General features: G+C 45.5%; 22 protein-coding genes and 1 pseudogene. 15 read left to right on the top strand and 8 right to left on the bottom strand.

Annotated features, from left to right (window positions below; translation table 11 throughout):
• The first annotated feature begins 3 nt into the window (after positions 1 to 3).
• From rplQ to dsbD, 3 genes are all read left to right on the top strand, one after another.
• Positions 4 to 399 (top strand): 50S ribosomal protein L17, encoded by a 396-nt coding sequence (gene rplQ, locus ICN41_RS08210; RefSeq protein ID WP_216292458.1) that lies wholly within the window; start codon positions 4 to 6, stop codon positions 397 to 399.
• Positions 400 to 467: 68 nt separating this feature from the next.
• Positions 468 to 830 carry a divalent-cation tolerance protein CutA gene (cutA, locus tag ICN41_RS08205; RefSeq protein ID WP_216292457.1) on the top strand — a complete coding sequence of 121 codons (363 nt, stop codon included), beginning with the start codon at positions 468 to 470 and terminating at the stop codon, positions 828 to 830.
• Positions 827 to 2,500: a protein-disulfide reductase DsbD gene (gene dsbD, locus ICN41_RS08200; RefSeq protein ID WP_216292456.1), complete on the top strand. Its 1,674-nt coding sequence runs from the start codon at positions 827 to 829 to the stop codon at positions 2,498 to 2,500. The genes cutA and dsbD overlap by 4 nt, the downstream gene beginning before the upstream one ends.
• A 3-nt stretch (positions 2,501 to 2,503) precedes the next feature.
• On the opposite strand, the gene hemB is transcribed toward dsbD, so the two are convergent.
• Together hemB and yihA are read right to left on the bottom strand one after the other, a co-directional pair.
• Positions 2,504 to 3,529, bottom strand: coding sequence for a porphobilinogen synthase (gene hemB, locus ICN41_RS08195; protein ID WP_216292455.1), 1,026 nt, complete (start codon positions 3,527 to 3,529; stop codon positions 2,504 to 2,506).
• Positions 3,507 to 4,172 carry a ribosome biogenesis GTP-binding protein YihA/YsxC gene (gene yihA, locus ICN41_RS08190; RefSeq protein WP_216292454.1) on the bottom strand — a complete coding sequence of 222 codons (666 nt, stop codon included), beginning with the start codon at positions 4,170 to 4,172 and terminating at the stop codon, positions 3,507 to 3,509. Before yihA ends, hemB begins: the two co-directional genes overlap by 23 nt.
• 114 nt (positions 4,173 to 4,286) lie before the next feature.
• Here yihA and ICN41_RS08185 point away from each other — a divergent pair, with 114 nt between their 5' ends.
• Positions 4,287 to 5,012, top strand: coding sequence for a cytochrome c (locus ICN41_RS08185; RefSeq protein WP_216292453.1), 726 nt, complete (start codon positions 4,287 to 4,289; stop codon positions 5,010 to 5,012).
• A 69-nt stretch (positions 5,013 to 5,081) separates the two neighbouring features.
• Here ICN41_RS08185 and lysA read toward each other — a convergent pair whose 3' ends face one another.
• Together lysA and ICN41_RS11395 are read right to left on the bottom strand one after the other, a co-directional pair.
• A complete protein-coding gene (gene lysA, locus ICN41_RS08180; RefSeq protein WP_216292452.1) occupies positions 5,082 to 6,380 on the bottom strand; it encodes a diaminopimelate decarboxylase in 1,299 nt (432 codons plus the stop codon).
• A 103-nt stretch (positions 6,381 to 6,483) separates the two neighbouring features.
• A pseudogene (locus tag ICN41_RS11395) lies at positions 6,484 to 6,564 on the bottom strand (lipoprotein); the annotation flags it as partial.
• Positions 6,565 to 6,611: 47 nt separating this feature from the next.
• Here ICN41_RS11395 and cyaY point away from each other — a divergent pair.
• Positions 6,612 to 6,995, top strand: a complete 384-nt coding sequence (gene cyaY, locus ICN41_RS08170; RefSeq protein ID WP_216292450.1) for an iron donor protein CyaY — start codon at positions 6,612 to 6,614, stop codon at positions 6,993 to 6,995.
• Between the two features lie 9 nt (positions 6,996 to 7,004).
• Here cyaY and aroB read toward each other — a convergent pair whose 3' ends face one another.
• Genes aroB through ICN41_RS08150 form a run of 4 tightly spaced genes read right to left on the bottom strand, consistent with a single transcriptional unit; the run spans position 7,005 to position 10,430 of the window.
• Positions 7,005 to 8,087 carry a 3-dehydroquinate synthase gene (gene aroB, locus ICN41_RS08165; RefSeq protein ID WP_216292449.1) on the bottom strand — a complete coding sequence of 361 codons (1,083 nt, stop codon included), beginning with the start codon at positions 8,085 to 8,087 and terminating at the stop codon, positions 7,005 to 7,007.
• A 7-nt stretch (positions 8,088 to 8,094) separates the two neighbouring features.
• Entirely contained in the window at positions 8,095 to 8,619 is a 525-nt protein-coding gene (locus tag ICN41_RS08160) for a shikimate kinase (protein ID WP_216292448.1), read from the bottom strand.
• A 12-nt stretch (positions 8,620 to 8,631) separates the two neighbouring features.
• Complete coding sequence (locus ICN41_RS08155; protein WP_216292447.1) at positions 8,632 to 9,741, bottom strand: secretin and TonB N-terminal domain-containing protein; 1,110 nt, start codon at positions 9,739 to 9,741, stop codon at positions 8,632 to 8,634.
• Complete coding sequence (locus tag ICN41_RS08150; RefSeq protein ID WP_216292446.1) at positions 9,738 to 10,430, bottom strand: hypothetical protein; 693 nt, start codon at positions 10,428 to 10,430, stop codon at positions 9,738 to 9,740. Before ICN41_RS08150 ends, ICN41_RS08155 begins: the two co-directional genes overlap by 4 nt.
• A gap of 140 nt (positions 10,431 to 10,570) precedes the next feature.
• Here ICN41_RS08150 and ICN41_RS08145 point away from each other — a divergent pair, with 140 nt between their 5' ends.
• From ICN41_RS08145 to ICN41_RS08100, 10 genes are all read left to right on the top strand, one after another.
• A complete protein-coding gene (locus ICN41_RS08145; protein ID WP_216292445.1) occupies positions 10,571 to 12,907 on the top strand; it encodes a penicillin-binding protein 1A in 2,337 nt (778 codons plus the stop codon).
• Positions 12,908 to 12,919: 12 nt separating this feature from the next.
• Entirely contained in the window at positions 12,920 to 13,624 is a 705-nt protein-coding gene (locus ICN41_RS08140; protein WP_216292444.1) for a transposase, read from the top strand.
• Between the two features lie 195 nt (positions 13,625 to 13,819).
• Positions 13,820 to 18,565 carry a glutamate synthase-related protein gene (locus ICN41_RS08135; RefSeq protein WP_216292443.1) on the top strand — a complete coding sequence of 1,582 codons (4,746 nt, stop codon included), beginning with the start codon at positions 13,820 to 13,822 and terminating at the stop codon, positions 18,563 to 18,565.
• A 38-nt stretch (positions 18,566 to 18,603) separates the two neighbouring features.
• Positions 18,604 to 20,067, top strand: coding sequence for a glutamate synthase subunit beta (locus ICN41_RS08130; RefSeq protein ID WP_216292442.1), 1,464 nt, complete (start codon positions 18,604 to 18,606; stop codon positions 20,065 to 20,067).
• Positions 20,068 to 20,076: 9 nt separating this feature from the next.
• A complete protein-coding gene (locus ICN41_RS08125) occupies positions 20,077 to 20,928 on the top strand; it encodes an ABC transporter ATP-binding protein (protein WP_216292441.1) in 852 nt (283 codons plus the stop codon).
• On the top strand, positions 20,928 to 21,725 hold the full coding sequence (gene mlaE / locus ICN41_RS08120) for a lipid asymmetry maintenance ABC transporter permease subunit MlaE (protein ID WP_216292440.1): 798 nt from the start codon (positions 20,928 to 20,930) through the stop codon (positions 21,723 to 21,725). The genes ICN41_RS08125 and mlaE overlap by 1 nt, the downstream gene beginning before the upstream one ends.
• Positions 21,726 to 21,746: 21 nt before the next feature.
• Positions 21,747 to 22,229, top strand: coding sequence for an outer membrane lipid asymmetry maintenance protein MlaD (mlaD, locus tag ICN41_RS08115; RefSeq protein ID WP_216292439.1), 483 nt, complete (start codon positions 21,747 to 21,749; stop codon positions 22,227 to 22,229).
• Complete coding sequence (locus tag ICN41_RS08110; RefSeq protein WP_216292438.1) at positions 22,226 to 22,975, top strand: VacJ family lipoprotein; 750 nt, start codon at positions 22,226 to 22,228, stop codon at positions 22,973 to 22,975. Before mlaD ends, ICN41_RS08110 begins: the two co-directional genes overlap by 4 nt.
• A 62-nt stretch (positions 22,976 to 23,037) precedes the next feature.
• Entirely contained in the window at positions 23,038 to 23,670 is a 633-nt protein-coding gene (locus tag ICN41_RS08105) for a phospholipid-binding protein MlaC (protein WP_216292437.1), read from the top strand.
• Positions 23,671 to 23,697: 27 nt separating this feature from the next.
• On the top strand, positions 23,698 to 23,955 hold the full coding sequence (locus tag ICN41_RS08100; protein WP_216292436.1) for a lipid asymmetry maintenance protein MlaB: 258 nt from the start codon (positions 23,698 to 23,700) through the stop codon (positions 23,953 to 23,955).
• Positions 23,956 to 23,957 lie beyond the last annotated feature (2 nt).

Genomic DNA, 23,957 nt, shown 5'->3' with positions numbered 1-23,957 from the left:
ATCATGCGTCACGGAAACGGCTTACGCAAACTAAATAGAACATCTTCACATCGCTTGGCGATGCTGCGCAACATGTCCAATTCTCTTTTGGAGCACGAAGTGATTAAAACCACTTTGCCAAAAGCTAAAGAATTGCGCATGGTTGTTGAGCCTTTGATTACCCTGGGTAAAAAAGATAACTTAGCAAACCGTCGCTTGGCATTCAATCGCACTCGTGATCGTGATATCGTGACCAAACTCTTTACAGAGCTGGGCCCACGTTATGCAACTCGTCCAGGTGGCTACCTTCGTATTTTGAAGTTTGGCTTCCGTCATGGCGATAACGCGCCAATGGCCTTGGTAGAGTTGCTTGATCGTCCAGAAGTTGAAGAAACAGCAGCTGTAGCTGAAGAGGCTTAAATCTCTTAGCAATTTAAAAAGCCAGGCTTCGGTCTGGCTTTTTTCATTTATCAGGTTATAAATACAGAATGTCTCAAAACCACTCGGTTACCACTACCATCAATCCCAGCAAGCTTTTGGTGGTGGTGACCAGTTTTCCGAATGTCGAGACCGCTCAAGCCTTGGCTCGAGCCTTAGTGGAGAAGAATTTAGCAGCTTGTGTGCAGCTTATGGGCGGCATTCAATCGATTTATCGCTGGGAAGGAAAGATTTGCGAAGAGCAAGAGGTCTTGTTATCGGCAAAGACAACAGATTCGCAGTGGCCAGAGATTTCTGCATTTCTTCAAAGTGCTCATCCTTATGCCTTACCGGAAATTTTAGCTTTTTCTCCAGAGCAATATGAAAAGCAATACGGCAAGTGGGTGGAGTCTGAGGTAAATTCGAAGTCATGAGAATGCAATCATTTCTGAAAAAGATTTTGCTGGTGCTGGCACTGTTATCGGTGTCAGTATTTGCGGCGCCTGATTTTCTTCCGCCAGAAAAAGCGTTTCGAGTAGAGGCGACTTGGCTTGAAAATTCTAATGAAATTGAAATCGAATTTCAGCCGGCAAAGGGTTACTACATATATCAAGAGTCTCTTAAATTTCAGGCGGGAAGCGAAGCCGGGAAGTTAGGTAGTATCAAGCCTTCATTGCCATTGGGCATTGAGAAATTTGATGAAACTTTTCAGAAGAAACTGCAGGTTTATAAAGCCCCTTTTATGGTGCTTCTTGGGGTTAAGCCTCAGGCCGGTAGCCCAATGCATATAGAGGTCACTTTGCAGGGTTGTGCAGAAGCAGGTATTTGTTATCCGCCAATGACCTTGCCATTTTTATTAACTGGCCCTGGTGTAAAAGCAGCACCTATACCAGAGGTATTGGAGGGATCTCCTGCAATATCTAAGCAAGCAGAATTTAGTCTGACTGATTTATGGCGTGAGCGCGATGATGTCAATGCCATCAGCCGCTTTTTAGAAAACACTTCTACCACCTATTTATTTTTAGCCTTCTTTATTTTGGGTCTTGCTTTGGCCTTTACGCCTTGCGTATTGCCTATGCTTCCGATCTTATCGAGCGTCATCTTTGGTGCCCAAGGCGGTAAAGCTGTTTCTAAGGGGCGAGCTAGTGTTTTAGCCCTTGCATATGTCTTGGGTATGGCCTTGGTCTATGCCTTGGCCGGCGTGCTCATGGCAGCCCTTGGAGGCAGTGTTCAAAGAGCCCTACAAAGCCCATTTGCTCTTGCTGCCTTTGCATTATTGCTAATAGCCCTCTCAGGCAGCTTATTCGGCTTGTATGACCTTAGATTGCCTCAATCATGGCACCAGCATGTTGATCGCCTAGCGGGGCGCCATCAGGGCGGAAACCTGTTTGGAGCATTTGCCTTAGGGGGTATCTCTACTTTGGTAGCCAGCCCCTGTATTACTGCCCCATTGGCTGGGGTTTTAGCGTTTATTGCCCAAACTGGTTCAATGAGCTTGGGCGCCGGTTTACTTTTCGTGATGGCGCTGGGTATGGGCTTGCCATTGTTATTAATTGCAGTGGAGGCCCGCATTTTGATTCCCTCAACTGGCATCTGGATGGTTTGGTTACAACGGACCCTGGGTGTTTTGCTGGTGGCAACGGCAGCTTGGATTGCGTCTCCCCTGCTACAAAAAAATGAGGGCGTAAGTTCTACAAAAGCAGCCAACGGGCAGGGCGTGCATCAGGTAGGCGATCTTAGTTTTATCGTGATTCAGTCACCTGCACAGCTAGATGCACAATTAATAAAGGCCAAGGAAGAGAAAAAATTAGTACTCTTAGATTTTTATGCGGACTGGTGTATCAGTTGCAAAGAAATGGAAGTCAGTACTTTTGCAAATCCTGAGGTAAGTAAACAATTAAAGCAATTTGTATTAATACAAGCAGATGTGACTAAAAATAGCGCCGATAATCAGGCATTATTAAAGCGCTTTGGATTATTTGGGCCACCTGGTATCTTGATCTTTAACTTAGATTCACAAGAGCAGAAAGATCAACGGGTAATTGGCTTTATGCCGCCACAACGTTTTATGGAGCGACTCAAAAAGATTTCTGAGTCGCAATGAAACTTATTTAGTTGCCTTGAGTAAGCGCGCAGCTTCTAGTGCAAAGTAAGTGAGAATGCCATTAGCACCAGCACGTTTAAAGGCCATGAGAGATTCCATCATGACTGCATCGTGATCTAACCAACCATTTTGCGCAGCAGCTTTTAGCATGGCATATTCACCGCTCACTTGATAGGCGTAAGTAGGGTAATTGAACTCTTCTTTTACGCGACGAACAACATCTAAATAGGGCATGCCTGGCTTGACCATCACCATATCAGCACCTTCGCTAATATCTAAACCTACCTCCCGCAAAGCCTCGTCAGTATTGGCGTAGTCCATTTGATAGGTCTTTTTATCTGCCTTACCCAGATTCTTGGCTGAACCTACTGCATCTCTGAATGGACCATAAAATGCGGATGCATATTTAGCTGAATAAGCCATGATGCGCGTGTGAATAAGTTTCTTTTGCTCAAGCGCTTCACGAATTTTTCCGATACGACCATCCATCATGTCTGATGGTGCAACAATATCAACACCAGCCTCTGCTTGAGCTACAGCTTGCTGTACCAAAATCGCTGTGGTCTCATCATTCAGAATCCGACCCTGATCATCGAGAACACCATCTTGACCGTGGCTTGTATATGGGTCAAGCGCCACATCAGTCATGATGCCTAAAGTGGGAAAATGTTTTTTAAGTTCACGTACAGCTGTAGGAATCAGGCCATTGGGATTAAAAGCTTCTTTGCCATCTGGGGTTTTTAACGCAGCATCAATTACGGGGAATAGCGCTAGCACTGGAATGCCAAGATCAACACATTCTTGAGCAACAGGCAAAAGAAGATCTAGTGAAACGCGACTCAGGCCTGGCATTGATGCCACCGCCTGTGATTGTCCTGTACCCTCGAGCAAAAATACGGGATAAATTAAATCACCAGCCGAGAGGTGGTTTTCTTGCATTAAGCGACGTGACCAATCGTCTCGGCGCATGCGACGAGGGCGGTGTGCTGGAAAGTGCAACAAAGAATTAGTTGGTGATTTCATCTTCATGAGTTTCTGCTTCAAATAACCACTTAATAATTAAATTATCAGCCTCTTCAAGACCAATGCGTTTGGTGCTTGAGAATAATTGTGCCGTAAGTTGCTTAGAGTCTCCAGTTCCGTCAGGGAGCGCTGGATCATATTGCTGAAGTTGCTTTCTGACATCCTCCAGGGCATGTTTGCACTCGCTTTTGTTCAGTTTGTCACATTTGCTGAGCAATATATGGATGGGCTTGCCCGTAGGCACAAACCATTCAATCATTTGTTCATCTAGGTCGGTGATGCCCCGCCTAGCATCCACAATGAGCACCATTCCAACCAGCTGCTCCCGCTCTTGTAAATAATCGCTTAGGAGGGCATTCCAGTGGTATTTGGTCTCATGGTTGACTGCAGCATAGCCATAGCCTGGTAAGTCGACCAAATAAGCCAGAAGGTCATCTTTGGCAAAAAGACCGAAATAGTTGATATGTTGGGTCCGACCAGGGGTCTTACTAGCAAAAGCGAGCCTTTTTTGATTGCAAAGGACGTTAATGGCGCTGGATTTGCCGGCATTGGAGCGGCCAGCAAAAGCCACCTCACGAAGGGGGGTGGCAGGCAGGCAATGGGTGTCATTGACTGTGGTTGCGAATCGGGCTTGAAAGAGTTTAGACATGTCGAGAAGCTATTGTAAAATCACGCAAAATCATGAAATATCTCATGGTGTTGGGTAAAAGGTTGTAAATGTAGGGCCCAAACACTTTTAGGAATTTTTGCCAAGGTAAACATAATGCGTCAAAGCTCCCAAATCTCCAAATTAACTAGCCTGCGTGCTGGTTTTGCGGTTATCTCCATTTTCGCTCTAACAAGCATTTCTGGTCTTGCATTTGCGGCTGATCCTGCCCCGGCAGCTCCAATGGCTGATGCCAAAGCAGCCGTGCCAGGTAAGCCAAAGGTAGACCTAGCTGCAGGTGAAGCACTGTATTCCAATGGGGATGCTAGTCGCGGCGTAACTGCTTGTCTTACATGCCATGGCCCTAAAGGCCAGAGCGCAGTAAGCACATGGCCAAAATTATCAGCACAGCATGCTGCATATACAGCTAAGCAATTAAAGAACTTTAAAGAGGGCAGTCGTGCAAACCCAGTCATGATGGGTATGTCTGCTACTTTGACTGAGCAAGACATGAACAATATTTCTGCTTACTTGGCTGCTCAACCAGCTTCTTTAGGTGTTGCTCAAAATAAAGACAGTATCCAGTTGGGTCAAAGTATTTATCGCGGCGGTATTGCTGCTAAGGGCGTTCCAGCTTGTGCTGCTTGCCATAGCCCTACTGGCGCTGGTATTCCAAATCAATATCCTTTGTTAAGCGGTCAATGGGCTGACTACTCTAGCGCCCAGCTAATGGCTTTCCGTGAAGGTACACGCAAAAATAGTAGTCAAATGTCAATGATTGCTGCCAAGCTTTCAGATCAAGAGATGAAGGCAGTGGCAGATTACATGGCTGGTCTGCGTTAATCTAAAAAAATAAAAAGATAAAAAAACCCCGCTGGTTTAGCGGGGTTTTTTCTTGGGCTATTCAATACATTATTTTGGTAACACTGTCTCGCTTGCAAACAAGTCTTTGGTATTTTCACGTTTGCGAATGACGTAAACATTTTTTCCGTCCACCATAATTTCAGCTGGCTTAGGACGTGTGTTGTAGTTTGATGCCATCACAAATCCATAAGCACCCGCTGACAGAATCGCCAAGAGATCCCCTTCTTCAACTGCCAATGAACGATCTCTTCCAAGCCAGTCGCCGGATTCGCAAACTGGACCAACGACATCGTAAGTACTTGCTTTGCCTGGCTTAGCTTGTACGGGCACGATCCCATGATGCGCTTCATATAAGGCTGGGCGCATGAGCTCAGTCATAGCGGCATCCACAATACAAAAGTTTTTTTCAACGCCGGGTTTGAGGTATTCCACTCTAGTGAGGAGAACGCCAGCATTACCCACCAGGGATCTTCCAGGCTCTAGCACAACATCAAGATGTCCAAAGCCTCTCTCGGCTACACGATTTAATAAAGTATTCGTGAACTCAGTAATATCTGGCGGCGTTTCATCACTGTACGCAATGCCTAGGCCGCCACCTAAATCAAGATGGTGAATCACAATGCCTTCTTTTTTTAAATGCTCAACTAAATCTAAGACTTTATCGAGAGCATCCAAATAAGGCGCAGTAGTGGTGATTTGTGAACCAATATGACAATCGATGCCAACCACATCTATTTGCGATAGTTGTGCAGCCTCTCGATATGTCTTTAATACTTCGTGATATCCAATACCAAATTTATTTCCTTTAAGACCAGTGGAAATATAGGGATGGGTTTGTGCGTCTACGTCGGGATTAACACGTAAGGAAATCGGTGCACGGCAATTGAGCTTCGTAGCTACGCGATTGATCTGATGAAGTTCGGCGATCGATTCGACATTGATGCATTTGACGCCAGCTTCTAATGCTTGAGCAATTTCTGTAGCCGATTTTCCAACGCCTGCAAAGACAAGACTTTTTGGGTCGGCTCCGACTGCTAAGGCACGAGCTAATTCGCCGCCGCTGACTAAGTCAAAGCCAGCCCCCAATTTTTTAAAGCAATCGATTACAGCTAAGTTACTGTTGGCTTTCATGGCGTAATGAACGCGAGCTCGGCGCTTGCCGCTTGCATCAAGACATGCGCGATCATAAGCTTGATAGGCCTCAGTTAATGCTTTTCGACTATAAACATAGAGAGGGGTACCAAATTCGTTTGCCAAGTCTGCTAAAGGAACTTCTTCGGCGTACCAGTTACCGTTGCGCTCTGTAAATCCAGATAATTTAGGAAGAGGAAGGACTTTACTTGTCATTGCTTGCCGGAGTTTGTGCGGCTTCAGGAGCCTGAGGTGGATAGAGTATCCCTTTGGGTTCAGGCGCAGTAGGCGCTGGAGGAACCGGGGGGATAATTGGCAAAATCAGAGGTCCCCTAACCCCACATCCAGCAAGGGATATTAGAAGGCTAATGCCAAGGACTCTATTAATAATCGCTATCATGAATGTCTCTAAAACGAATAATTGAATATAGCATGCAGGGCGCGGATATGAATCCAAATAATTTGAGTATTGAAACTATCGACGATAAGCAATTTCATGAGCAGGGCAGTCATTTATTGCAATCAATTGAATTGGCCTTGGAGGCTGCTGATGATGAGCTCGATCTCGATTTAGACGTTGAGCGCCAAGGCGGTAATGTCATCAATATTCGTTTTCGTGACAAAAGCGTCATTGTGGTCAATACGCAGCCGCCTTTGCATGAGATTTGGGTTGCGGCTAAATCAGGCGGCTATCACTATCGCTGGGCAGGCACCATGGCTCAACCATTATGGCTTGACACTAAAACGGGCCGTGAGCTGCTGAATGATTTATCTCAATTTGCTACTGCCCAAGCAGGCAAAGCAATCACTATAGAGTTGAAGAAAAAATAAGTCGCTGAATTAGGCGGCACCAGTAGCGATTAAGGTTTCTAACACTTGTGCATCAGGCACGCTCTTAATCTGGGCTTTGCCAATTTTTTCAAGAAGCACATAACGAATTTGGCCGCCTTCAGTTTTTTTATCTACCTGCATGAGCTCCATATAGCGAGCTGCTCCAAATTTTGGCGGCACTATTGGTAAGTTCATTGACTGGATGATTTTAGTCAAGCGCTCCGCTTCTGCTTTGCTGATGTGATTTAGGCGACAAGATAGATCGGCACCCATGACCATGCCACAACCTACTGCTTCACCATGTAGCCATTCACCATAACCCATGCCTGCTTCAATGGCGTGGCCAAAAGTATGACCAAAGTTCAGAGTTGCACGAATGCCGCCTTCTCTTTCGTCTGCAGAGACAACGGCAGATTTAATTTCGCAAGAACGTAAGACGGCATGTGCCATAGCATCGGTATCGCATGCCAATAAACCAGCTGAATTAGATTCAATCCAGTCCAAAAATGCAGCATCTGCAATAGCGCCATGTTTTACTACTTCCGCTAAACCTGCAGACAGTTCGCGTGCGGGCAGAGTCTTTAAAGTATTTAAATCGGCAACCACTGCCACCGGTTGATGAAATGCCCCGATCATATTTTTTCCAAGCGGATGATTGATGCCGGTCTTGCCACCAACCGAAGAATCTACTTGAGAGAGCAGGGTTGTGGGTACCTGAATAAACCGTACACCTCGCATAAAACTTGCTGCAGCAAACCCAGTCATATCCCCAATGACGCCACCGCCCAAAGCGATGAGCATCGTTTGACGATCGGCTCCAAATTTCAGAAGATCATCAAAAATGAGCTGTAGATTTTTCCAATCCTTGTATGACTCGCCATCTGGTAACACAATGGTTCTGATGGGTTTGCCAAAGCTGCTTAAGGTTTTACTAAGGCGCTCTGCATAGAGTGGGGCAACCGTGGTGTTGGTGACAATATAAATAGAGGTCGCTTTTTCACATGCGCTAAATAAAGCAGGCTGATCAATCAGGTTGGCGCCAATATAGATTGGATAGCTGCGACTACCGAGATCAACTTCAAGTGTTTTCATCGTCATTTTAGGAGGCAAGTTCAAGTTGCATGATTAAGGTGTTGACCAATTGATTGACGCTGGGCTTGCCAGTTTCAATGATGTGATCAGCGATTTCGCGATACAGAGGATCACGAAGGGAATATAAATTTTCTAGAATTTTTTTTGGATCACCACTTCTCAGCAGGGGCCGTCCTTCACCACCTTTAGTGCGATGCCATAGTTCAATAGGGTTAGCATGGAGATAAATGACAGTGCCACGCTCACTGAGTGCTTTGCGATTTTCTGGCAACAGGACTGCGCCACCACCAGTTGCTAGGATGATATTTTCTTCGGCAGTGACATCTCGAATTGTTTGCGCTTCACGTTTTCGAAAACCTTCTTCACCTTCCATTTCGAAGATGACGGGTATCTTGACCCCACAACGCTCTTCGATGACATGGTCTGCATCTAAAAACCGACGACCTAATTTTTTGGCCAATACTTTTCCTACGGTTGACTTACCCGCGCCCATAAGGCCGATGAGGAAAATATTCTTGGTTGAAGAGTTCACCCCTCGATTTTATTAGGGTTTGTCTAGAACGGTGGGTGTTAGAAAGACAAGTAGCTCTGTTTTGTCTTGTAATTTGGATTTATGACGAAATAAGTGGCCAAGAAGAGGGATATCACCCAACAAAGGAATTTTCACCTCATCTTCCCTTTCGGTAGTTTGAAAAATTCCACCAATAATGGCTGTACCACCGTTTTCAACGGTTACCTCGGAGCTCAAGCTTTTAGTGTCAATGGCATAGCCCTGCTCTGTTTTCATGCCTATAGTGTCTTTATTGATCCCAACCAACATCGAAATTTTTCCATCTGGATGAATTTTGGGAAGAACCTCTAAGCGTAAATTAGCCTTTCTAAATTGGAGCTTGCTGCCATTTTGGGAGGTGGTTTGATAGGGAAGCTCAGTTCCTTGTTCAATGGTTGCTTTCACTTGGTCGCCAGTCATGATGCGAGGATTAGACAAAATTTTCCCTTGACCCTCTGTTTCAAGTGCTGAGAGCTCTATCTGCAAGAGCCGCTGTGCATTTTTGGAGACTAGGGTTGCTGCTATGGTTGCGGGGCTAAACCCATTGAGGCCGGTGCCTGCCAAATCGAGGTTGCTCACCAAAGTTTGCTCTGGATTGCCGCCTATAGTATTGGCTTGTGAGCCTAGCTTTACGCCAAGCTCACGTGCAAAGCGCTCATCTGCCTCAACAATGCGGGCTTCAATTAAGATTTGCCGCGGGCTATTCACATGATCGCCACCAAAAGGAAGTGCCGCATCTTCACGCCGATATTTTTGAAACGCCTGGATTTCTGCATGAGGACCAATCCAATAGATATCGCCATTCCGAACCAGGCGAAGACCCCTGCTAGCCATAATCGAGTGAAGGGCTGTTTGCCAAGGGGTGTTATTTAAGCTGACAGTAATCTTTCCTTTAATCGACTCGCTGAGTAAAAAATTGGTTTTCCCCATCTTTGCTAAAAGCTGCAAAAGCTCGGAAACCTCAATCTCAGAAAAGTGAAGACTTACTGGTTCTTGAGCAAGATTTTTGCTTGGGGTATTGCCAAGGGAGGGGCTGACAAAAAAGGGTGCTAATAGGACAAGAGAAAGGAAGAATGAAGAGAGTTTTTTATGGGCTTGTTTCATTCGCTTTTCACCGGTTTAAGCACAATCGTTTTGCCTTGTGGATGACTCAGAATGGCGGCATCCTTTTCAATATGAGAAAGGCGCCATTCACCCAATACCAATGCTTCTTTTGCAAATTGGGTATGAGATTTACCAAGATGAAACAGTGCTTGTTGGATCCCCCCAATTTGGCTGCTGCCTAAATAACGCCACCGACGGATTTCTTGTTCATGTGGAGTGGTCGTAGGCCTTGCAAGCGCCTTGATATTGGGCTTGATCTCCTTTAATGAGTGAATACTCACTTCTAATTTATCCATTTCTTCATATAGGATATCCACTTCCTCATTCAGTTCTTTTCGTATTAAGCCCACTTCCTTTTGCAGGGCTGATATGCGGTGCTGAGATTCTTCTAAATCTGTATTTCCATCCTCTTGAATGAATTTATAGGTGATCAATCCGCCCATGAGGAGGGCTAGTAAAAGTACCCCTAAGCTTAGAAAAAGACCTAATTTTTTCGCTTGAGAAAGTAAATCTATTTGTCCCGGGAGTCCAAAAATAGGCTGAGGATTACTTTGGCTAGGAGCCGGTGGAGCGACATTTTTTGGGGCGCTTGATTTACGTATCCCATGGGGGTCTGGGATTGCTGGATCATCACCCAGATCACTCAAGATTTGGTCAAATGATTGGGGGGAAATTTGGCGTGCTGGCATGCCCATATTCTTCAAGCCTTCAGAATGAATGACTATCAGGTTTGGCTTAATTTGGCATCAGAACGCACTTTCCAGAATTTAAAGAATGTGGGTTTTATTGCTTTTAGGACAATTGACTAAGCGCCCTATAATTTGGTCATATGGCTCTCCCCCCAAAAGACAAGCCGCCGATTAATCAGCGAACTTCCCGTCAGCCTGACAGGCGTCCTCGTCAATATGGGGGCCAATCTCATTTGGCACGAAACTCTTCAAGCAATCCTTTAATTAAGGCTTTGCTCATCATGGGAGTGGTCTTTGCTTTTGTGGTGGCGCTTTTGATGGGATATGCATTTTTAATCGCCAAGCCTAATCTACCCAAAATATCTGCATTAACCGATTACAACCCGAAGACACCTCTGCGTATTTATACGGCTGATAAGGTCTTGATCGGTGAGTTTGGTGAGGAGCGTCGCAAAGTTATTCCCTTGAATGAAATTCCACAAAGCATGCGTAATGCAGTGTTAGCGATTGAGGATGATCGCTTTTACTCTCATGGTGGCGTTGATTATGTCGGCATCTTGAGGGCTGCTTTGACAAATTTACGTGGCAATCTCTCTCAAGGGGCCTCCACAATCACTATGCAGGTGGCGCGCAATTTCTTTTTAAGCAATGAAAAAACATTTAGCCGCAAGATTTATGAAGTCCTCTTGTCTTGGGAAATTGAGTCACAACTGACCAAGGATAAGATTCTTGAGATCTATATGAATCAGATTTTCTTGGGACAAAGAGCCTACGGATTTTCAAGTGCTGCGCAGATTTATTTTGGTAAAGAGTTAAAAGACATCACGATTGCAGAGTCAGCCATGTTGGCAGGCTTACCTAAGGCGCCTTCAGCATACAACCCGGTAAGTAATTTCAGGCGCGCCAAAATTCGTCAAGAATACATTTTGCAGCGCATGCGTGATTTGTCTTATATCTCGCAAGAGGATTATCAAAAGGCAATGGCAGAGGAGTTGCGCATTCGCGGCTTAGGCAATGAATTTAGTGTACGGGCAGATTTCCCTGCGGAGATGGTTCGTCAATTGCTCTTTACTCAGTATGGTGAAGCAATCTACTCACAGGGTATTGATGTTTACACCACGATTTTGAAGACCGACCAAGAGGCCGCCTACAAAGCCGTGCGACGTGGCATATTTGAATATGACTTGCGACATGCTTATCGGGGACCAGAGGGTTTCATAACCTTGCCTGAGGATCCTCTTAAGATGCAGCGTGCAATTGATGAAGCTTTATTGGCTTATCCACAATTAGACGATTTGCAGTCTGGTGTGGTGCTGGATGTAAAGCCTAAAGAGATGCAGGTGATGACATCAACTGGCGATGTGATTGCCATTAAAGGTGATGGTCTGAAATTAGCATCAGCGTCATTAACTGATAGCGCGCAACCTAAAAAACGTTTACGTCCTGGTGCGATTGTGAGATTGCTATCAGATGGTGGCATTTGGAAGTTGGCGCAACTGCCTCAGGTAGAGGCAGCTTTTGTTTCCATGAATGCCGAAACGGGCGCGATTCTTTCCTTGGTTGGTGGTTTTGATTTCCGCCGTAATCAGTTCAACCATGTCACCCAAGCATTGCGTCAACCGGGCTCATCATTCAAGCCTTTTATCTACGCTGCTGCAATCGAAAAAGGTTTCTCTCCTAGCACTGCAGTAAATGATGCGCCTTTATCGATTGGCAGCATGGAAACAGGCAGTCAGGCTTGGGAGCCAAAGAACTACGATGGCAAATATGACGGCATGATGCGTTTACGTAATGCCTTAGCAAAATCGAAGAATTTGGTTTCGGTTCGAATCATTCGTGCAATTGGTCCATCCTATGCCCAAGAATATATTCAACGCTTTGGATTTGAGCCTGAAAAGCATCCGCCATACTTGACTATGGCACTGGGTGCGGGATCAGTGACTCCTCTGCAAATGGCTTCGGCTTATAGTGTGTTTGCTAATGGCGGTTATCGAGTCGACCCATTCCTCATTGACAAAATGGTGGACTCTAAAGGGGCGGTTTTATTTGAGGCAAAACCAACTCGCGCACGCGAGGACGCCACTAGAGTCTTGGATGCCCGAACAGCTTTTGTGATGGACAGCATGTTGCAAGAAGTGACTAAGAGCGGTACTGCTGCATCGGCAAGAGCCAAGTTAGGTCGTAACGATATTGCCGGTAAAACTGGCACAACTAATGAATCCCATGATGCATGGTTCGCCGGTTATAACCCTAAAGTGGTTGCAGTTGCATGGATTGGTTTTGATAAGCCCGCTAGCTTAGGTGACCGAGAGACAGGTGGTGGTCTTGCATTGCCAATGTGGATTTCTTACATGGGCACTGCCTTAAGAGATGTCCCTCAGGAAAGTCGTGAAGTCCCTAGCGGTGTAACTCAGGTTGATGGAGATTGGTTTATTCCTGAATTCTCTAACGCTGGCGGCGTAAGCGAACTTCAATAACTCGATCACATCATGGCTCGGCAAGCGCGCACTGTAATACCTGGTCAGGTAATGCATGTCATGGTGCGTGGTAATAATCGTGAAGTTCTCTTTTTTAGTGAAGAGGATCGTCGCATTTACTTGCAATGGTTAAGAGAGGCTGCCAAACAATTTGGATGCGCAGTTCATGCATTCGCATTAATGCCCAATCATGTTCATCTCTTGCTAACGCCAAAGGATGAAGATTCGCTGGCCAAAACGATGCAGTCTTTAGGTAGGCGTTATGCCCAGTACTTCAATCAACAACACAAACGGTCGGGGACTATTTGGGAGGGGCGTTATCGCTCTTCTTTGATTGACCCAGATTATTTCTTGCGCTGTCAGCGCTATATTGAGCTTAATCCAGTCAGGGCAGGTTTTGAATCGAGCCCTCAAGATTCAGCCTGGACTAGTTTCGCAACGCATATCGGCGGAAACTCCGATCCATGGCTAGTAGATCATCAGAACTTTTGGCGATTGGGTAATACCCCTTTTGAGCGACAAATGGGTTGGGCTGCTTATGTCAAAGAGGGTGCGCCGCATTGGGAGGACAGGCAAATCACGGAATCTTTGCTCCGCTCCAAGCCTTGGGTAAGTGATATTTACGCCAAAAAGCTCTTTAAAGACCGCCCAGAACTTGCTCAAATACGACATCGTGGCCGCCCAAGAAAAATAATTTCATTAAATTCAGCACCTTAGCTTCATTGATGACTTGGGGAGTCTCAACAAAAGAGTTCAAAGTCAATGACTCTGTCCCTATTTAGCTAATTCATTTTGGTGCGGTATAGAAATAAACGGGACAGAGTCATTTTATTTCTATTGCATCAGCATGGGTATTCCCCTATATTTGATCCTCCAAAAGTAATCAGGCCTTTGTCGCCCCTCGGAAATATTATGACTACACAAACGAATATCAATCTTCGCCCAATCGCTCATGGTCTATATGACCCACAAAATGAGCATGACGCCTGCGGCGTAGGATTTGTCGCACACATCAAGGGTAAGAAATCCCACGAGATCGTTTCTCAAGGTTTGCAGATCCTTGAAAACTTAGATCATCGTGGTGCGGTTGGCGCAGATCCATTGATGGGTGACGGTGCTGGTATTTTGATTCAGATTCCAGATACCTTGTATCGCGAAGAAATGGCAAAGCAAGGTATTACCTTACCTCCATTAGGTGAATATGGTGTGGGCATGATTTTTCTTCCAAAGGAACATGCATCACGCTTAGCTTGCGAACAAGAATTAGAACGCACAGTGCGTTTAGAAGGTCAGGTTGTTTTAGGTTGGAGAGATGTTCCGGTAGATGTGAAATTGCCAATGTCACCAACAGTACGAATGACAGAGCCATTCATTCGTCAAATTTTTATTGGTCGTGGTCGTGACATCATGACAACCGATGCGCTTGAACGGAAGTTGTATGTCATTCGCAAAACAGCAAGTCATGCAATTCAAGATTTACATTTGAAGCATGGCAAAGAATATTTCGTAGCTTCTATGTCTGCGCGAACCATTGTCTATAAAGGTTTGCTGCTGGCAAATCAGGTGGGCGCTTACTACCAAGATCTCCAAGATCCACGTACTGTGTCAGCTTTAGCCTTAGTGCATCAGCGTTTCTCAACCAATACTTTCCCTGCTTGGGAGTTGGCTCACCCCTATCGCATGATTGCGCATAACGGCGAAATCAATACCGTTAAAGGAAATGTGAACTGGGTTAACGCACGTGAAGGCGCGATTAGCTCCCCAGTGTTGGGTGATGATTTGAAAAAATTATGGCCTTTGATTTATCCAGGTCAGTCAGATACTGCATGCTTTGATAACTGCTTAGAGTTATTGGTCATGTCCGGTTATCCGTTGGCACAAGCCATGATGATGATGATTCCAGAGGCATGGGAGCAGCATGCATTAATGGATGACAACCGTCGTGCTTTCTATGAATATCATGCTTCCATGATGGAGCCATGGGATGGCCCTGCTGCGATGGCATTTACAGATGGCCGTCAAATTGGCGCAACACTCGATCGCAATGGCTTGCGTCCAGCTCGATATTACGTCACTGATGATGACTTAGTCATCATGGGTTCTGAAGCAGGTGTATTGCCAATTCCTGAAAGCAAAATTGTCCAAAAATGGCGTTTGCAACCAGGCAAGATGTTCATGATTGATATGGAGCAAGGACGCATCATTGATGACGTAGAGCTGAAGAATGCAGTTTCTAAAGCGAAGCCATACAAAAGCTGGATTGATGCTGTCCGCGTTAAATTAGATGAAGTTGATGCAACTAAGGCGGATTTGGTAGATGAAAAAACCACTATTCGTCCTGCGGCAAAATTATTAGACCGTCAACAAGCCTTTGGTTACACCCAAGAGGACATCAAGTACCTCATGGCGCCTATGGCCATGAATGGTGAAGAGGCAATCGGGTCCATGGGTAACGATAGCCCGTTGGCAGTTCTCTCAAATAAAAATAAGCCGCTCTATAACTACTTTAAGCAATTGTTTGCGCAGGTGACCAATCCTCCGATTGACTCCATTCGCGAAAACATGGTGATGTCATTGGTGTCTTTCATTGGACCAAAACCCAATTTATTGGATACCAACAACATTAATCCTCCAATGCGCTTAGAAGTAAGCCAGCCTATTTTGGATTTTGAGGACATCACTAAGATTCGCCATATTGGTCATTACACCAACGGTAAATTCCGCTCTTACGAGTTAGATATTTGCTACCCAGCATCATGGGGTAAGGCCGGTATTGAAGCGCGTCTCGCTTCCTTATGCGCTGAAGCAGCCGATGCTGTGCGTTCTGGTTACAACATCTTGATCGTGAGCGATCGTCAAGTTGATGAGAAGCATGTGGCCATTCCAGCTTTACTGGCGACTTCGGCAATTCATCAACATCTAGTACAAAAAGGCTTGCGTACTAGCGTTGGTTTGGTGGTTGAAACTGGTAGTGCCCGTGAGACACATCACTTTGCGCTCTTGGCTGGATATGGTGCAGAAGCAGTTCATCCTTATCTTGCAATGGAAACATTGGCTGAGATGGCTAAAGGTTTGTCAGGCGATTTATCTCCTGAGAAGGCGGTGAAGAATTTTGTTAAAGCAGTCGGCAAGGGCTTGCAAAAAGTGATGTCCAAAATGGGTATCTCTACATACATGTCCTACACCGGCTCACAGATTTTTGAGGCCATTGGTTTAAATCACGACATCATTGATCAGTACTTCAAAGGCACCCCGTCTAATGTTGGCGGTATCGGCGTATTTGAAGTGGCCGAGGAAGCGTTGCGCATGCACACTGCAGCCTTTGGCAACGATCCTGTTTTGACGAATATGTTGGATGCAGGCGGTGAATATGCTTTCCGTATTCGTGGTGAAAATCACATGTGGACGCCAGATACGATTGCGAAGTTACAGCACTCCACTCGTATTGGTGCAGAGAAGGGCTATCAGACTTACAAAGAGTACGCCAACATCATTAATGATCAAACCAAGCGTCAAATGACATTGCGCGGTTTGTTTGAGTTCAAAATTGATCCTGCAAAAGCGATTCCATTAGATGAAGTGGAGTCAGCAAAAGAAATCGTTAAACGTTTTGCAACGGGCGCGATGTCTTTGGGCTCTATTTCGACTGAAGCGCATGCCACATTGGCGATTGCAATGAACCGTATCGGTGGTAAGTCCAATACGGGTGAGGGTGGTGAAGATCCAAATCGTTACATTAATGAGCTCAAAGGCATTCCAATTAAGAAGGGCGAAACCCTTTCCAGTATTTTGGGTAGCGATGTTGTTGAAGCCAACATCCCATTGCTCGATGGTGATTCATTGCGCTCCAAGATTAAACAAGTAGCTTCTGGTCGTTTCGGCGTTACTACAGAGTATTTGCGTTCTGCCGATCAGATTCAGATCAAGATGGCGCAAGGTGCTAAACCTGGTGAGGGTGGTCAACTGCCAGGTGGAAAAGTTTCTGACTACATTGGGAAATTACGTTTCTCAGTACCAGGAGTGGGTTTGATTTCTCCCCCTCCACATCATGATATTTATTCGATTGAAGACATTGCTCAGTTGATTCATGACTTAAAGAACGTCAATCCAAAAGCAGACGTTTCCGTCAAGTTAGTTTCTGAAGTAGGTGTGGGTACGGTTGCTGCCGGCGTTGCCAAGGCTAAAGCAGATCACGTGGTGATTGCTGGTCATGACGGTGGAACTGGCGCATCACCACTTTCTTCTATTAAGCACGCTGGCTCGCCATGGGAGCTGGGTCTTGCTGAAACACAGCAAACTTTGGTTCTCAATGGTTTGCGTAGTCGTATTCGAGTCCAAGCTGACGGGCAAATGAAGACTGGTCGTGACGTCGTTATTGGTGCTTTACTGGGCGCTGATGAATTTGGATTTGCGACTGCTCCATTAGTCGTTGAGGGTTGCATCATGATGCGTAAGTGTCATCTGAATACCTGCCCTGTAGGCGTAGCAACTCAAGATCCAGAATTACGTAAAAAGTTCTCCGGTAAGCCAGAGCACGTTGTGAATTTCTTCTTCTTTATTGCAGAAGAGGCACGCGAGATCATGGCGCAATTAGGTATTCGTAAATTTGACGACTTAATTGGTCGCGTAGATTTATTAGATACTCGCAAAGGTATCGATAACTGGAAAGTCCACGGCTTAGATTTCAGCAAGATCTTTGCTGAGCCGCAAGTTGCAGGCGATGTTCCACGTTACCAAGTGCTCACGCAGGATCATGGCTTAGACAATGCGCTCGACAATATCTTGATCGAGAAGAGCGAGCCTGCTCTTGAGCGTGGCGAGAAGGTTTCCTTCATTGTTCCCGTGAAGAACGTTAACCGTACTGTTGGTGCAATGCTCTCCGGTGAAGTTGCTCAGCGCTATGGTCATGCAGGTTTGCCTGATGACACCATCCATATTCAACTAAATGGTACGGCTGGACAAAGCTTTGCCGCCTTCTTGGCGCATGGCATCACCCTAGATTTAGTGGGCGATGGCAATGACTACGTTGGAAAGGGTATCTCTGGCGGCCGTGTCATTGTGCGTGCTCCACATGAGTTCCGTGGCGATACTGCAAAAAATATTATTGTTGGTAATACCGTTCTTTACGGTGCTATTGCTGGTGAAGCCTTCTTTAATGGTGTAGCTGGCGAGCGTTTTGCAGTTCGTAACTCTGGTGCTACTACCGTTGTAGAAGGTACTGGTGACCATGGTTGTGAATATATGACTGGTGGCACTGTAGTTGTGCTGGGTACAACAGGTCGAAACTTTGCTGCTGGTATGAGTGGTGGTATCGCTTATGTATATGACGAAGATGGCATGTTTGATAAGCGTTGCAATACGAGTATGGCCACTTTAGAAAAAGTACTGCCTTCTGCAGAACAGATCGCAAAGATTCCACAGTCTGATTGGCATGCGCCAGTCGATGTCAAAGACGGTGGCGAGCGTTTAACAGATGAGCAAATTTTGAAGGGTTTAATTGAGCGTCACTTCCGCCATACCGGTTCAGAGCGTGCTAAAGCGCTATTGGCCGATTGGGAAAATGCCCGCGGTCGTTTTGTCAAGGTGCTTCCAACTGAGTACAAGCGCGCCTTGGGTGAGCTGTGGGAAAAAGCTCAGAAGAAAACAGTTGCTGCTTAATTAATACGGACATTAAGAAAAGATATTAAGGATTAGATATGGGTAAGGTCACTGGATTTATGGAGTTCGAGCGCGTTGATGAAACATACGAAGCGCCCGTTAAACGACTCCACCACTATAAAGAATTTGTAGCCGCTTTAACCGATGAAGAAGCTAAGATTCAGGGTGCGCGTTGTATGGATTGCGGTATTCCGTTTTGCAATAGCGGCTGCCCAGTTAACAACATCATTCCTGACTTTAATGATTTAGTTTTTCATAATGATTGGAAGAATGCATTAGACGTTTTGCAATCTACCAATAACTTCCCTGAGTTCACGGGTCGTATTTGCCCGGCTCCTTGTGAAGCAGCTTGCACTCTAGGTATTAATCGTGCACCGGTTGGTATTAAGTCAATTGAGCATGCCATTATTGATAAGGGCTGGGATAGCGGCTGGGTTAAACCGCAACCATCTAAAACCAAGACCGGTAAAAAGATTGCGATTGTGGGTGGCGGACCTGCTGGTATGGCAGCTGCTCAGCAGTTAGCGCGGGTTGGTCACGATGTTACCGTCTTTGAAAAGAATGATCGGGTTGGTGGACTTTTGCGTTACGGCATTCCTGATTTTAAAATGGAAAAGTGGCTGATTGACCGTCGGGTTGAGCAGATGCAGGCTGAAGGCGTTAAATTTGAAACAGGTGTTTTTGTTGGCAAAGAAGCAATAAGTGCTGAAGTTAAGAACTACTCCACCAAGACAGTTTCTCCTGAGCAGTTGATGAAGGATTACGATGCAGTAGTGATCACTGGTGGTGCTGAGCAGCCGCGTGATTTACCTGTGCCAGGACGCGAATTGGCTGGCGTGCACTATGCATTAGAGTTTTTGATTCCTCAAAACAAAGAAAATGCTGGCGATTTAAAAAACGAAATTCGTGCAACCGATAAACATGTTGTTGTTATCGGCGGTGGTGATACGGGTTCAGATTGTGTTGGTACATCGAATCGACATGGCGCTAAACAAATTACTCAGTTTGAATTATTGCCACAACCACCAGAAGTAGAAAACAAGCCTTTGGTATGGCCTTATTGGCCAACCAAATTACGCACTTCTTCTTCTCATGAGGAGGGTTGTGAGCGCGATTGGTCAGTGGGAACTAAGCGTTTTGAAGGTAAAAATGGCAAAGTCGAGAAGCTCATTGGTGTACGTTTGGAGTGGAAAGACGGAAAAATGTCAGAAGTTCCGAACTCTGAATTTGAGATCAAGGCTGACCTCGTTCTCTTGGCAATGGGCTTTGTATCACCAGTGCAGCAGGTGTTAAATGCATTTGGTGTTGAGAAAGACGCTCGAGGCAATGCTAAAGCCAATGTCGAAGGGCAAAATGCCTATCAAACGAACGTCCCTAAGGTATTTGCAGCGGGTGATATGCGCCGTGGCCAGTCTCTAGTGGTTTGGGCTATTCGTGAAGGTCGTCAATGCGCTCAGGCAGTAGACCAATATTTAATGGGGTCATCTGTTTTACCCCGATAATAAGGGGATATGAACATTAGTCATTTGCCTCCTTTGGATGTAGACAAAAAAGTCACTGGCGAAGTCGTCGTTGAAATCAAGGACGTCGACTTTGCCTACGCTCCTGATGGCCGTCAAATTCTGTCAGGACTCAATATGGAGTTTCGTCGTGGCCAAGTCGTTGCAGTCATGGGCGGATCTGGTTGCGGTAAGACAACGATATTGCGCTTGATTGGTGGTCAATATACCGCTCAATCAGGACAGGTTTTGTTTGAAGGTCATGACATCGGCAAAATGAATGCAGTCGAGCTCATGGCAGCTCGTCGTCGCATGGGTATGTTATTTCAATTTGGCGCACTATTTACAGATCTGAGTGTGTTTGAGAATGTCGCATTCCCGCTTCGAGAACATACCAACTTGAGTGAAGAATTATTGCGCTCATTGGTTCTCATGAAATTAAATGCAGTGGGTTTGCGTGGTGCTCGTGATTTGATGCCGTCCCAAATTTCTGGGGGTATGGCAAGACGAGTAGCACTTGCAAGAGCCATCGCACTCGATCCTCCGCTCATCATGTATGACGAGCCCTTTGCTGGTTTAGATCCTATTTCGCTGGGCATAACTGCGCGCTTAATTCGCGATTTGAATAATGCCCTGGGAGCCACGAGTTTATTGGTTACACACGATGTTGAAGAAACATTTGAAATCGCTGATTATGTGTACTTTATTGCCAATGGTCGCATTGGTGCACAGGGTACGCCAGAGGAATTAAGTCGCTCTACAGATCCTTTTGTACGACAATTTTTGGATGCCGCGCCAGATGGTCCAGTGCCATTTCACTATCCAGGTGAAAGCCTAGCTGAAGATTTTGGAGTGAAGATCTAATGTCAGCTCTCCATAAATTAATTGATCTATTGGGTGACCTAGGATTTTTTATTCGTCGCAATATTAGTAATCTTGGGCATGCTGCGCGTTTATTTGTTGCAGTGATTTTTCGTTCAGGATTTTTACTGAGAAGACCCCGTTTAGTTATTGATCAAATTTTATTTGTTGGTAATCATTCCTTTGTCATCATCGCCGTCTCTGGATTATTTGTTGGCTTTGTTTTGGGCTTGCAGGGTTATTACACGCTAAATCGCTATGGCTCTGAGCAGGCTTTAGGTTTATTAGTTGCTTTGTCATTGACCCGTGAATTAGGTCCCGTCATTACTGCCTTATTATTTGCAGGGCGTGCAGGCACCTCCTTGACTGCTGAAATTGGTCTCATGAAAGCAGGTGAGCAATTAAGTGCGATGGAGATGATGGCGGTTGATCCTTTGGCGCGTGTTATTGCCCCTCGCTTATGGGCTGGGATTATTTCGATGCCAATTTTGGCAACCATTTTCACGGCCGTAGGCGTTATCGGTGGTTACTTTGTGGGCGTTCCTTTGATTGGGGTCGACTCTGGGGCATTTTGGTCTCAGATGCAGGGTGGTGTAGACCTGTTCTCAGATATTGGAAATGGCCTCATTAAAAGTATTGTGTTTGGTGTGGCGGTGACATTCATCGCGCTTTACCAAGGGTATGAAGCTCGTCCTACGCCAGAGGGCGTTTCACAAGCAACAACCCGTACGGTAGTGATTTCATCTTTAGCGGTTTTGGCATTGGATTTCTTGCTCACCGCAATGATGTTCTCAAATTAGAAAGAATAAACTGAGGTTCTTATGAGAAAAAGTGCAATTGATGTTTGGGTCGGAATATTTGTTGTCATTGGTTTGTTGGCAGCATTTTTCTTAGCCTTAAAAGTGGGTAATATGAACGCCGTCTCTTTTGCCCCGACTTATAAAATTTCTGCCCGCTTTGACAATATTGGGGGTCTAAAGCCGCGCGCCCCAGTGAAGAGTGCTGGCGTAGTTGTCGGGCGCATTGCTAACATTTCTTTTGATGACAAAACCTATCAAGCTACTGTGGTGATGACCATCGAGGACTCTTATAAGTTTCCTAAAGATTCTGCTGCCAAGATCTTGACCTCTGGTTTATTGGGTGAGCAATACATTGGCTTAGAAGCTGGTGGATCAGATGATATGTTGGCCGAAGGTGGAAAGATTTCTCAAACGCAGTCAGCAGTTGTATTGGAAAACTTAATCAGTCAGTTTTTGTACAACAAAGCAGCTGATGGCGGTCAAGAAAAGGGCGCAGCAAAATGATTGTGTGGGCAGGCAGATTGAAGCGCTTGGTGTTGCTAAGCGTAACCTGCTTTTTCGTGGGGTGTGCCTCTATTCCTGCTGGGGTGGAGCCATCGCCCCGAGATCCTTGGGAGTCATTCAATCGCTCCGTATTTGAATTCAATGAAGGTTTAGACACTTATCTTCTAAAGCCTGTAGTTGCTGCTTACCGTTTTATCCTGCCTGAGATTGTGCGTGAGGGCATTTATAACTTTTTTAGTAATTACAGTGACATTTATACGGCTTTGCAAAACCTATTACAGGGCAAGCCGGATTATGCGTTTAATGATTTGATGCGGGTTGCTGTTAATACAATTTTTGGATTAGGCGGTTTGATGGATGTGGCAACTCCTGGCGGACTCGAAAAACACAAAGAGGATTGGGGTCAAACATTTGGGGTATGGGGAATTCCTTCGGGTCCTTATGTCGTGTTGCCGTTTTTTGGCCCTAGTACCGTTCGAGACACATTTGGAACGGCAGCGGACCTAGAGACAGATTACCTATTTAAGTACATCCCCGATGTTGGCCTCAGGAATAGCATTACAGGATTGCGTGTTGTGAATGCTCGCAATACCTACTATGAGGCAGGCGATCTATTGGATGGTGCGGCGATTGATAAATATAGTTTTCTGCGAGATGCTTATCTACAGCGACGTGAATATCAGATTAATGAGGGGCGTAATGATGAAGAGCCTCTCATGCCCGTTTATGAAAATCCTTACGAATAAGCAAAATCGTTTAAAGAGCTAAAATTAGCTCTAACTAATTGAGAGTGGATGGGACCAGGCATATGAAAGCAAACAACATCATTTCGGCATCGATTGCTACAGTCTTGCTTCTGCTGTCTGGCACGATCTTCGCCCAGACACCCGATCAAAATACCCCTCCTGATGCATTAATTAAGATGGTAGTAACTGATGTCATGACTTCGGTTAAGGCTGACCCAGACATTCAAAAGGGCAATATTCCAAAAGTAATGGAATTGGTTGAAAAGAAGATCGTCCCATTTACTGATATGCGCCGTACAACTGAAATGGCAATGGGTCCCAATTGGAAGAAAGCGACCCCAGAGCAGCAAGCCATTTTGACCTCAGAATTTAAAACGCTATTGATGAGAACCTATTCGGGCGCCTTAAGTCAGCTGCGTGATCAGACTGTGCAATTTAAGGCATTAAGAGCGGCGCCAGATGATAAAGAGGTCGTTGTTAAGACGGTTGTTATTGGTCGCGGCGACCCTATCTCCCTAGATTACCGCTTAGAAAAGGGCAGCAATGGGTGGAAGGTCTATGACATGAATATTATGGGCGCTTGGTTAGTAGAGGCCTATCGCAATCAATTTGCTAATCAAATTAGTCAAAATGGGATTGATGGTTTGGTGAAGTTTTTGCAAGACCGTAATAAGCAATTAGCTGCAACTAAGTAAGCCCATCTAAATAGAAATCAAAAAATAATGCCCTTTTGTTTACCTCAAGTAGTGACGCAGGAAAATGTCTTGCAGCTTCAACAAGAGGGCCTATCCAATCTTTCTGAATTAAGTAGAGTAGATTGTTCTGCGCTAAAAGATTTTGATTCAACCGTGCTGACAGTGCTATTAGCCTGGCAAAAAACCTTGCAGGCGAATAGCCAGTCTCTAGTGGTAGAGCATGCCCCTGAAAAATTAAAAGTATTGGCTGGTGTGTATGGCGTCTCTGCTTTGCTAGGTTTGTAAGC

It is taken from the genome of Polynucleobacter sp. 15G-AUS-farblos (genome assembly GCF_018882445.1).
Taxonomy (GTDB): domain Bacteria; phylum Pseudomonadota; class Gammaproteobacteria; order Burkholderiales; family Burkholderiaceae; genus Polynucleobacter.
The sequence above is the reverse complement of the archived record's forward strand: the minus strand, read 5'-3'. Positions and strand labels throughout refer to the sequence as shown.

What these genes read in the sequence shown, in the direction of transcription:
- mlaE (WP_216292440.1), top strand. Translation starts at nt 20,928, where the DNA reads ATGTCAGCTCTCCATAAATTAATTGATCTATTGGGTGACCTAGGATTT.
- yihA (WP_216292454.1), bottom strand. Translation starts at nt 4,172, where the DNA reads ATGTCTAAACTCTTTCAAGCCCGATTCGCAACCACAGTCAATGACACC.
- ICN41_RS08145 (WP_216292445.1), top strand. Translation starts at nt 10,571, where the DNA reads ATGGCTCTCCCCCCAAAAGACAAGCCGCCGATTAATCAGCGAACTTCC.
- mlaD (WP_216292439.1), top strand. Translation starts at nt 21,747, where the DNA reads ATGAGAAAAAGTGCAATTGATGTTTGGGTCGGAATATTTGTTGTCATT.
- aroB (WP_216292449.1), bottom strand. Translation starts at nt 8,087, where the DNA reads ATGAAAACACTTGAAGTTGATCTCGGTAGTCGCAGCTATCCAATCTAT.
- ICN41_RS08100 (WP_216292436.1), top strand. Translation starts at nt 23,698, where the DNA reads ATGCCCTTTTGTTTACCTCAAGTAGTGACGCAGGAAAATGTCTTGCAG.
- ICN41_RS08125 (WP_216292441.1), top strand. Translation starts at nt 20,077, where the DNA reads ATGAACATTAGTCATTTGCCTCCTTTGGATGTAGACAAAAAAGTCACT.
- ICN41_RS08140 (WP_216292444.1), top strand. Translation starts at nt 12,920, where the DNA reads ATGGCTCGGCAAGCGCGCACTGTAATACCTGGTCAGGTAATGCATGTC.
- cutA (WP_216292457.1), top strand. Translation starts at nt 468, where the DNA reads ATGTCTCAAAACCACTCGGTTACCACTACCATCAATCCCAGCAAGCTT.
- ICN41_RS08110 (WP_216292438.1), top strand. Translation starts at nt 22,226, where the DNA reads ATGATTGTGTGGGCAGGCAGATTGAAGCGCTTGGTGTTGCTAAGCGTA.
- dsbD (WP_216292456.1), top strand. Translation starts at nt 827, where the DNA reads ATGAGAATGCAATCATTTCTGAAAAAGATTTTGCTGGTGCTGGCACTG.
- ICN41_RS08150 (WP_216292446.1), bottom strand. Translation starts at nt 10,430, where the DNA reads ATGCCAGCACGCCAAATTTCCCCCCAATCATTTGACCAAATCTTGAGT.
- ICN41_RS08185 (WP_216292453.1), top strand. Translation starts at nt 4,287, where the DNA reads ATGCGTCAAAGCTCCCAAATCTCCAAATTAACTAGCCTGCGTGCTGGT.
- ICN41_RS08155 (WP_216292447.1), bottom strand. Translation starts at nt 9,741, where the DNA reads ATGAAACAAGCCCATAAAAAACTCTCTTCATTCTTCCTTTCTCTTGTC.
- hemB (WP_216292455.1), bottom strand. Translation starts at nt 3,529, where the DNA reads ATGAAGATGAAATCACCAACTAATTCTTTGTTGCACTTTCCAGCACAC.
- ICN41_RS08105 (WP_216292437.1), top strand. Translation starts at nt 23,038, where the DNA reads ATGAAAGCAAACAACATCATTTCGGCATCGATTGCTACAGTCTTGCTT.
- cyaY (WP_216292450.1), top strand. Translation starts at nt 6,612, where the DNA reads ATGAATCCAAATAATTTGAGTATTGAAACTATCGACGATAAGCAATTT.
- ICN41_RS08130 (WP_216292442.1), top strand. Translation starts at nt 18,604, where the DNA reads ATGGGTAAGGTCACTGGATTTATGGAGTTCGAGCGCGTTGATGAAACA.
- lysA (WP_216292452.1), bottom strand. Translation starts at nt 6,380, where the DNA reads ATGACAAGTAAAGTCCTTCCTCTTCCTAAATTATCTGGATTTACAGAG.
- ICN41_RS08135 (WP_216292443.1), top strand. Translation starts at nt 13,820, where the DNA reads ATGACTACACAAACGAATATCAATCTTCGCCCAATCGCTCATGGTCTA.
- rplQ (WP_216292458.1), top strand. Translation starts at nt 4, where the DNA reads ATGCGTCACGGAAACGGCTTACGCAAACTAAATAGAACATCTTCACAT.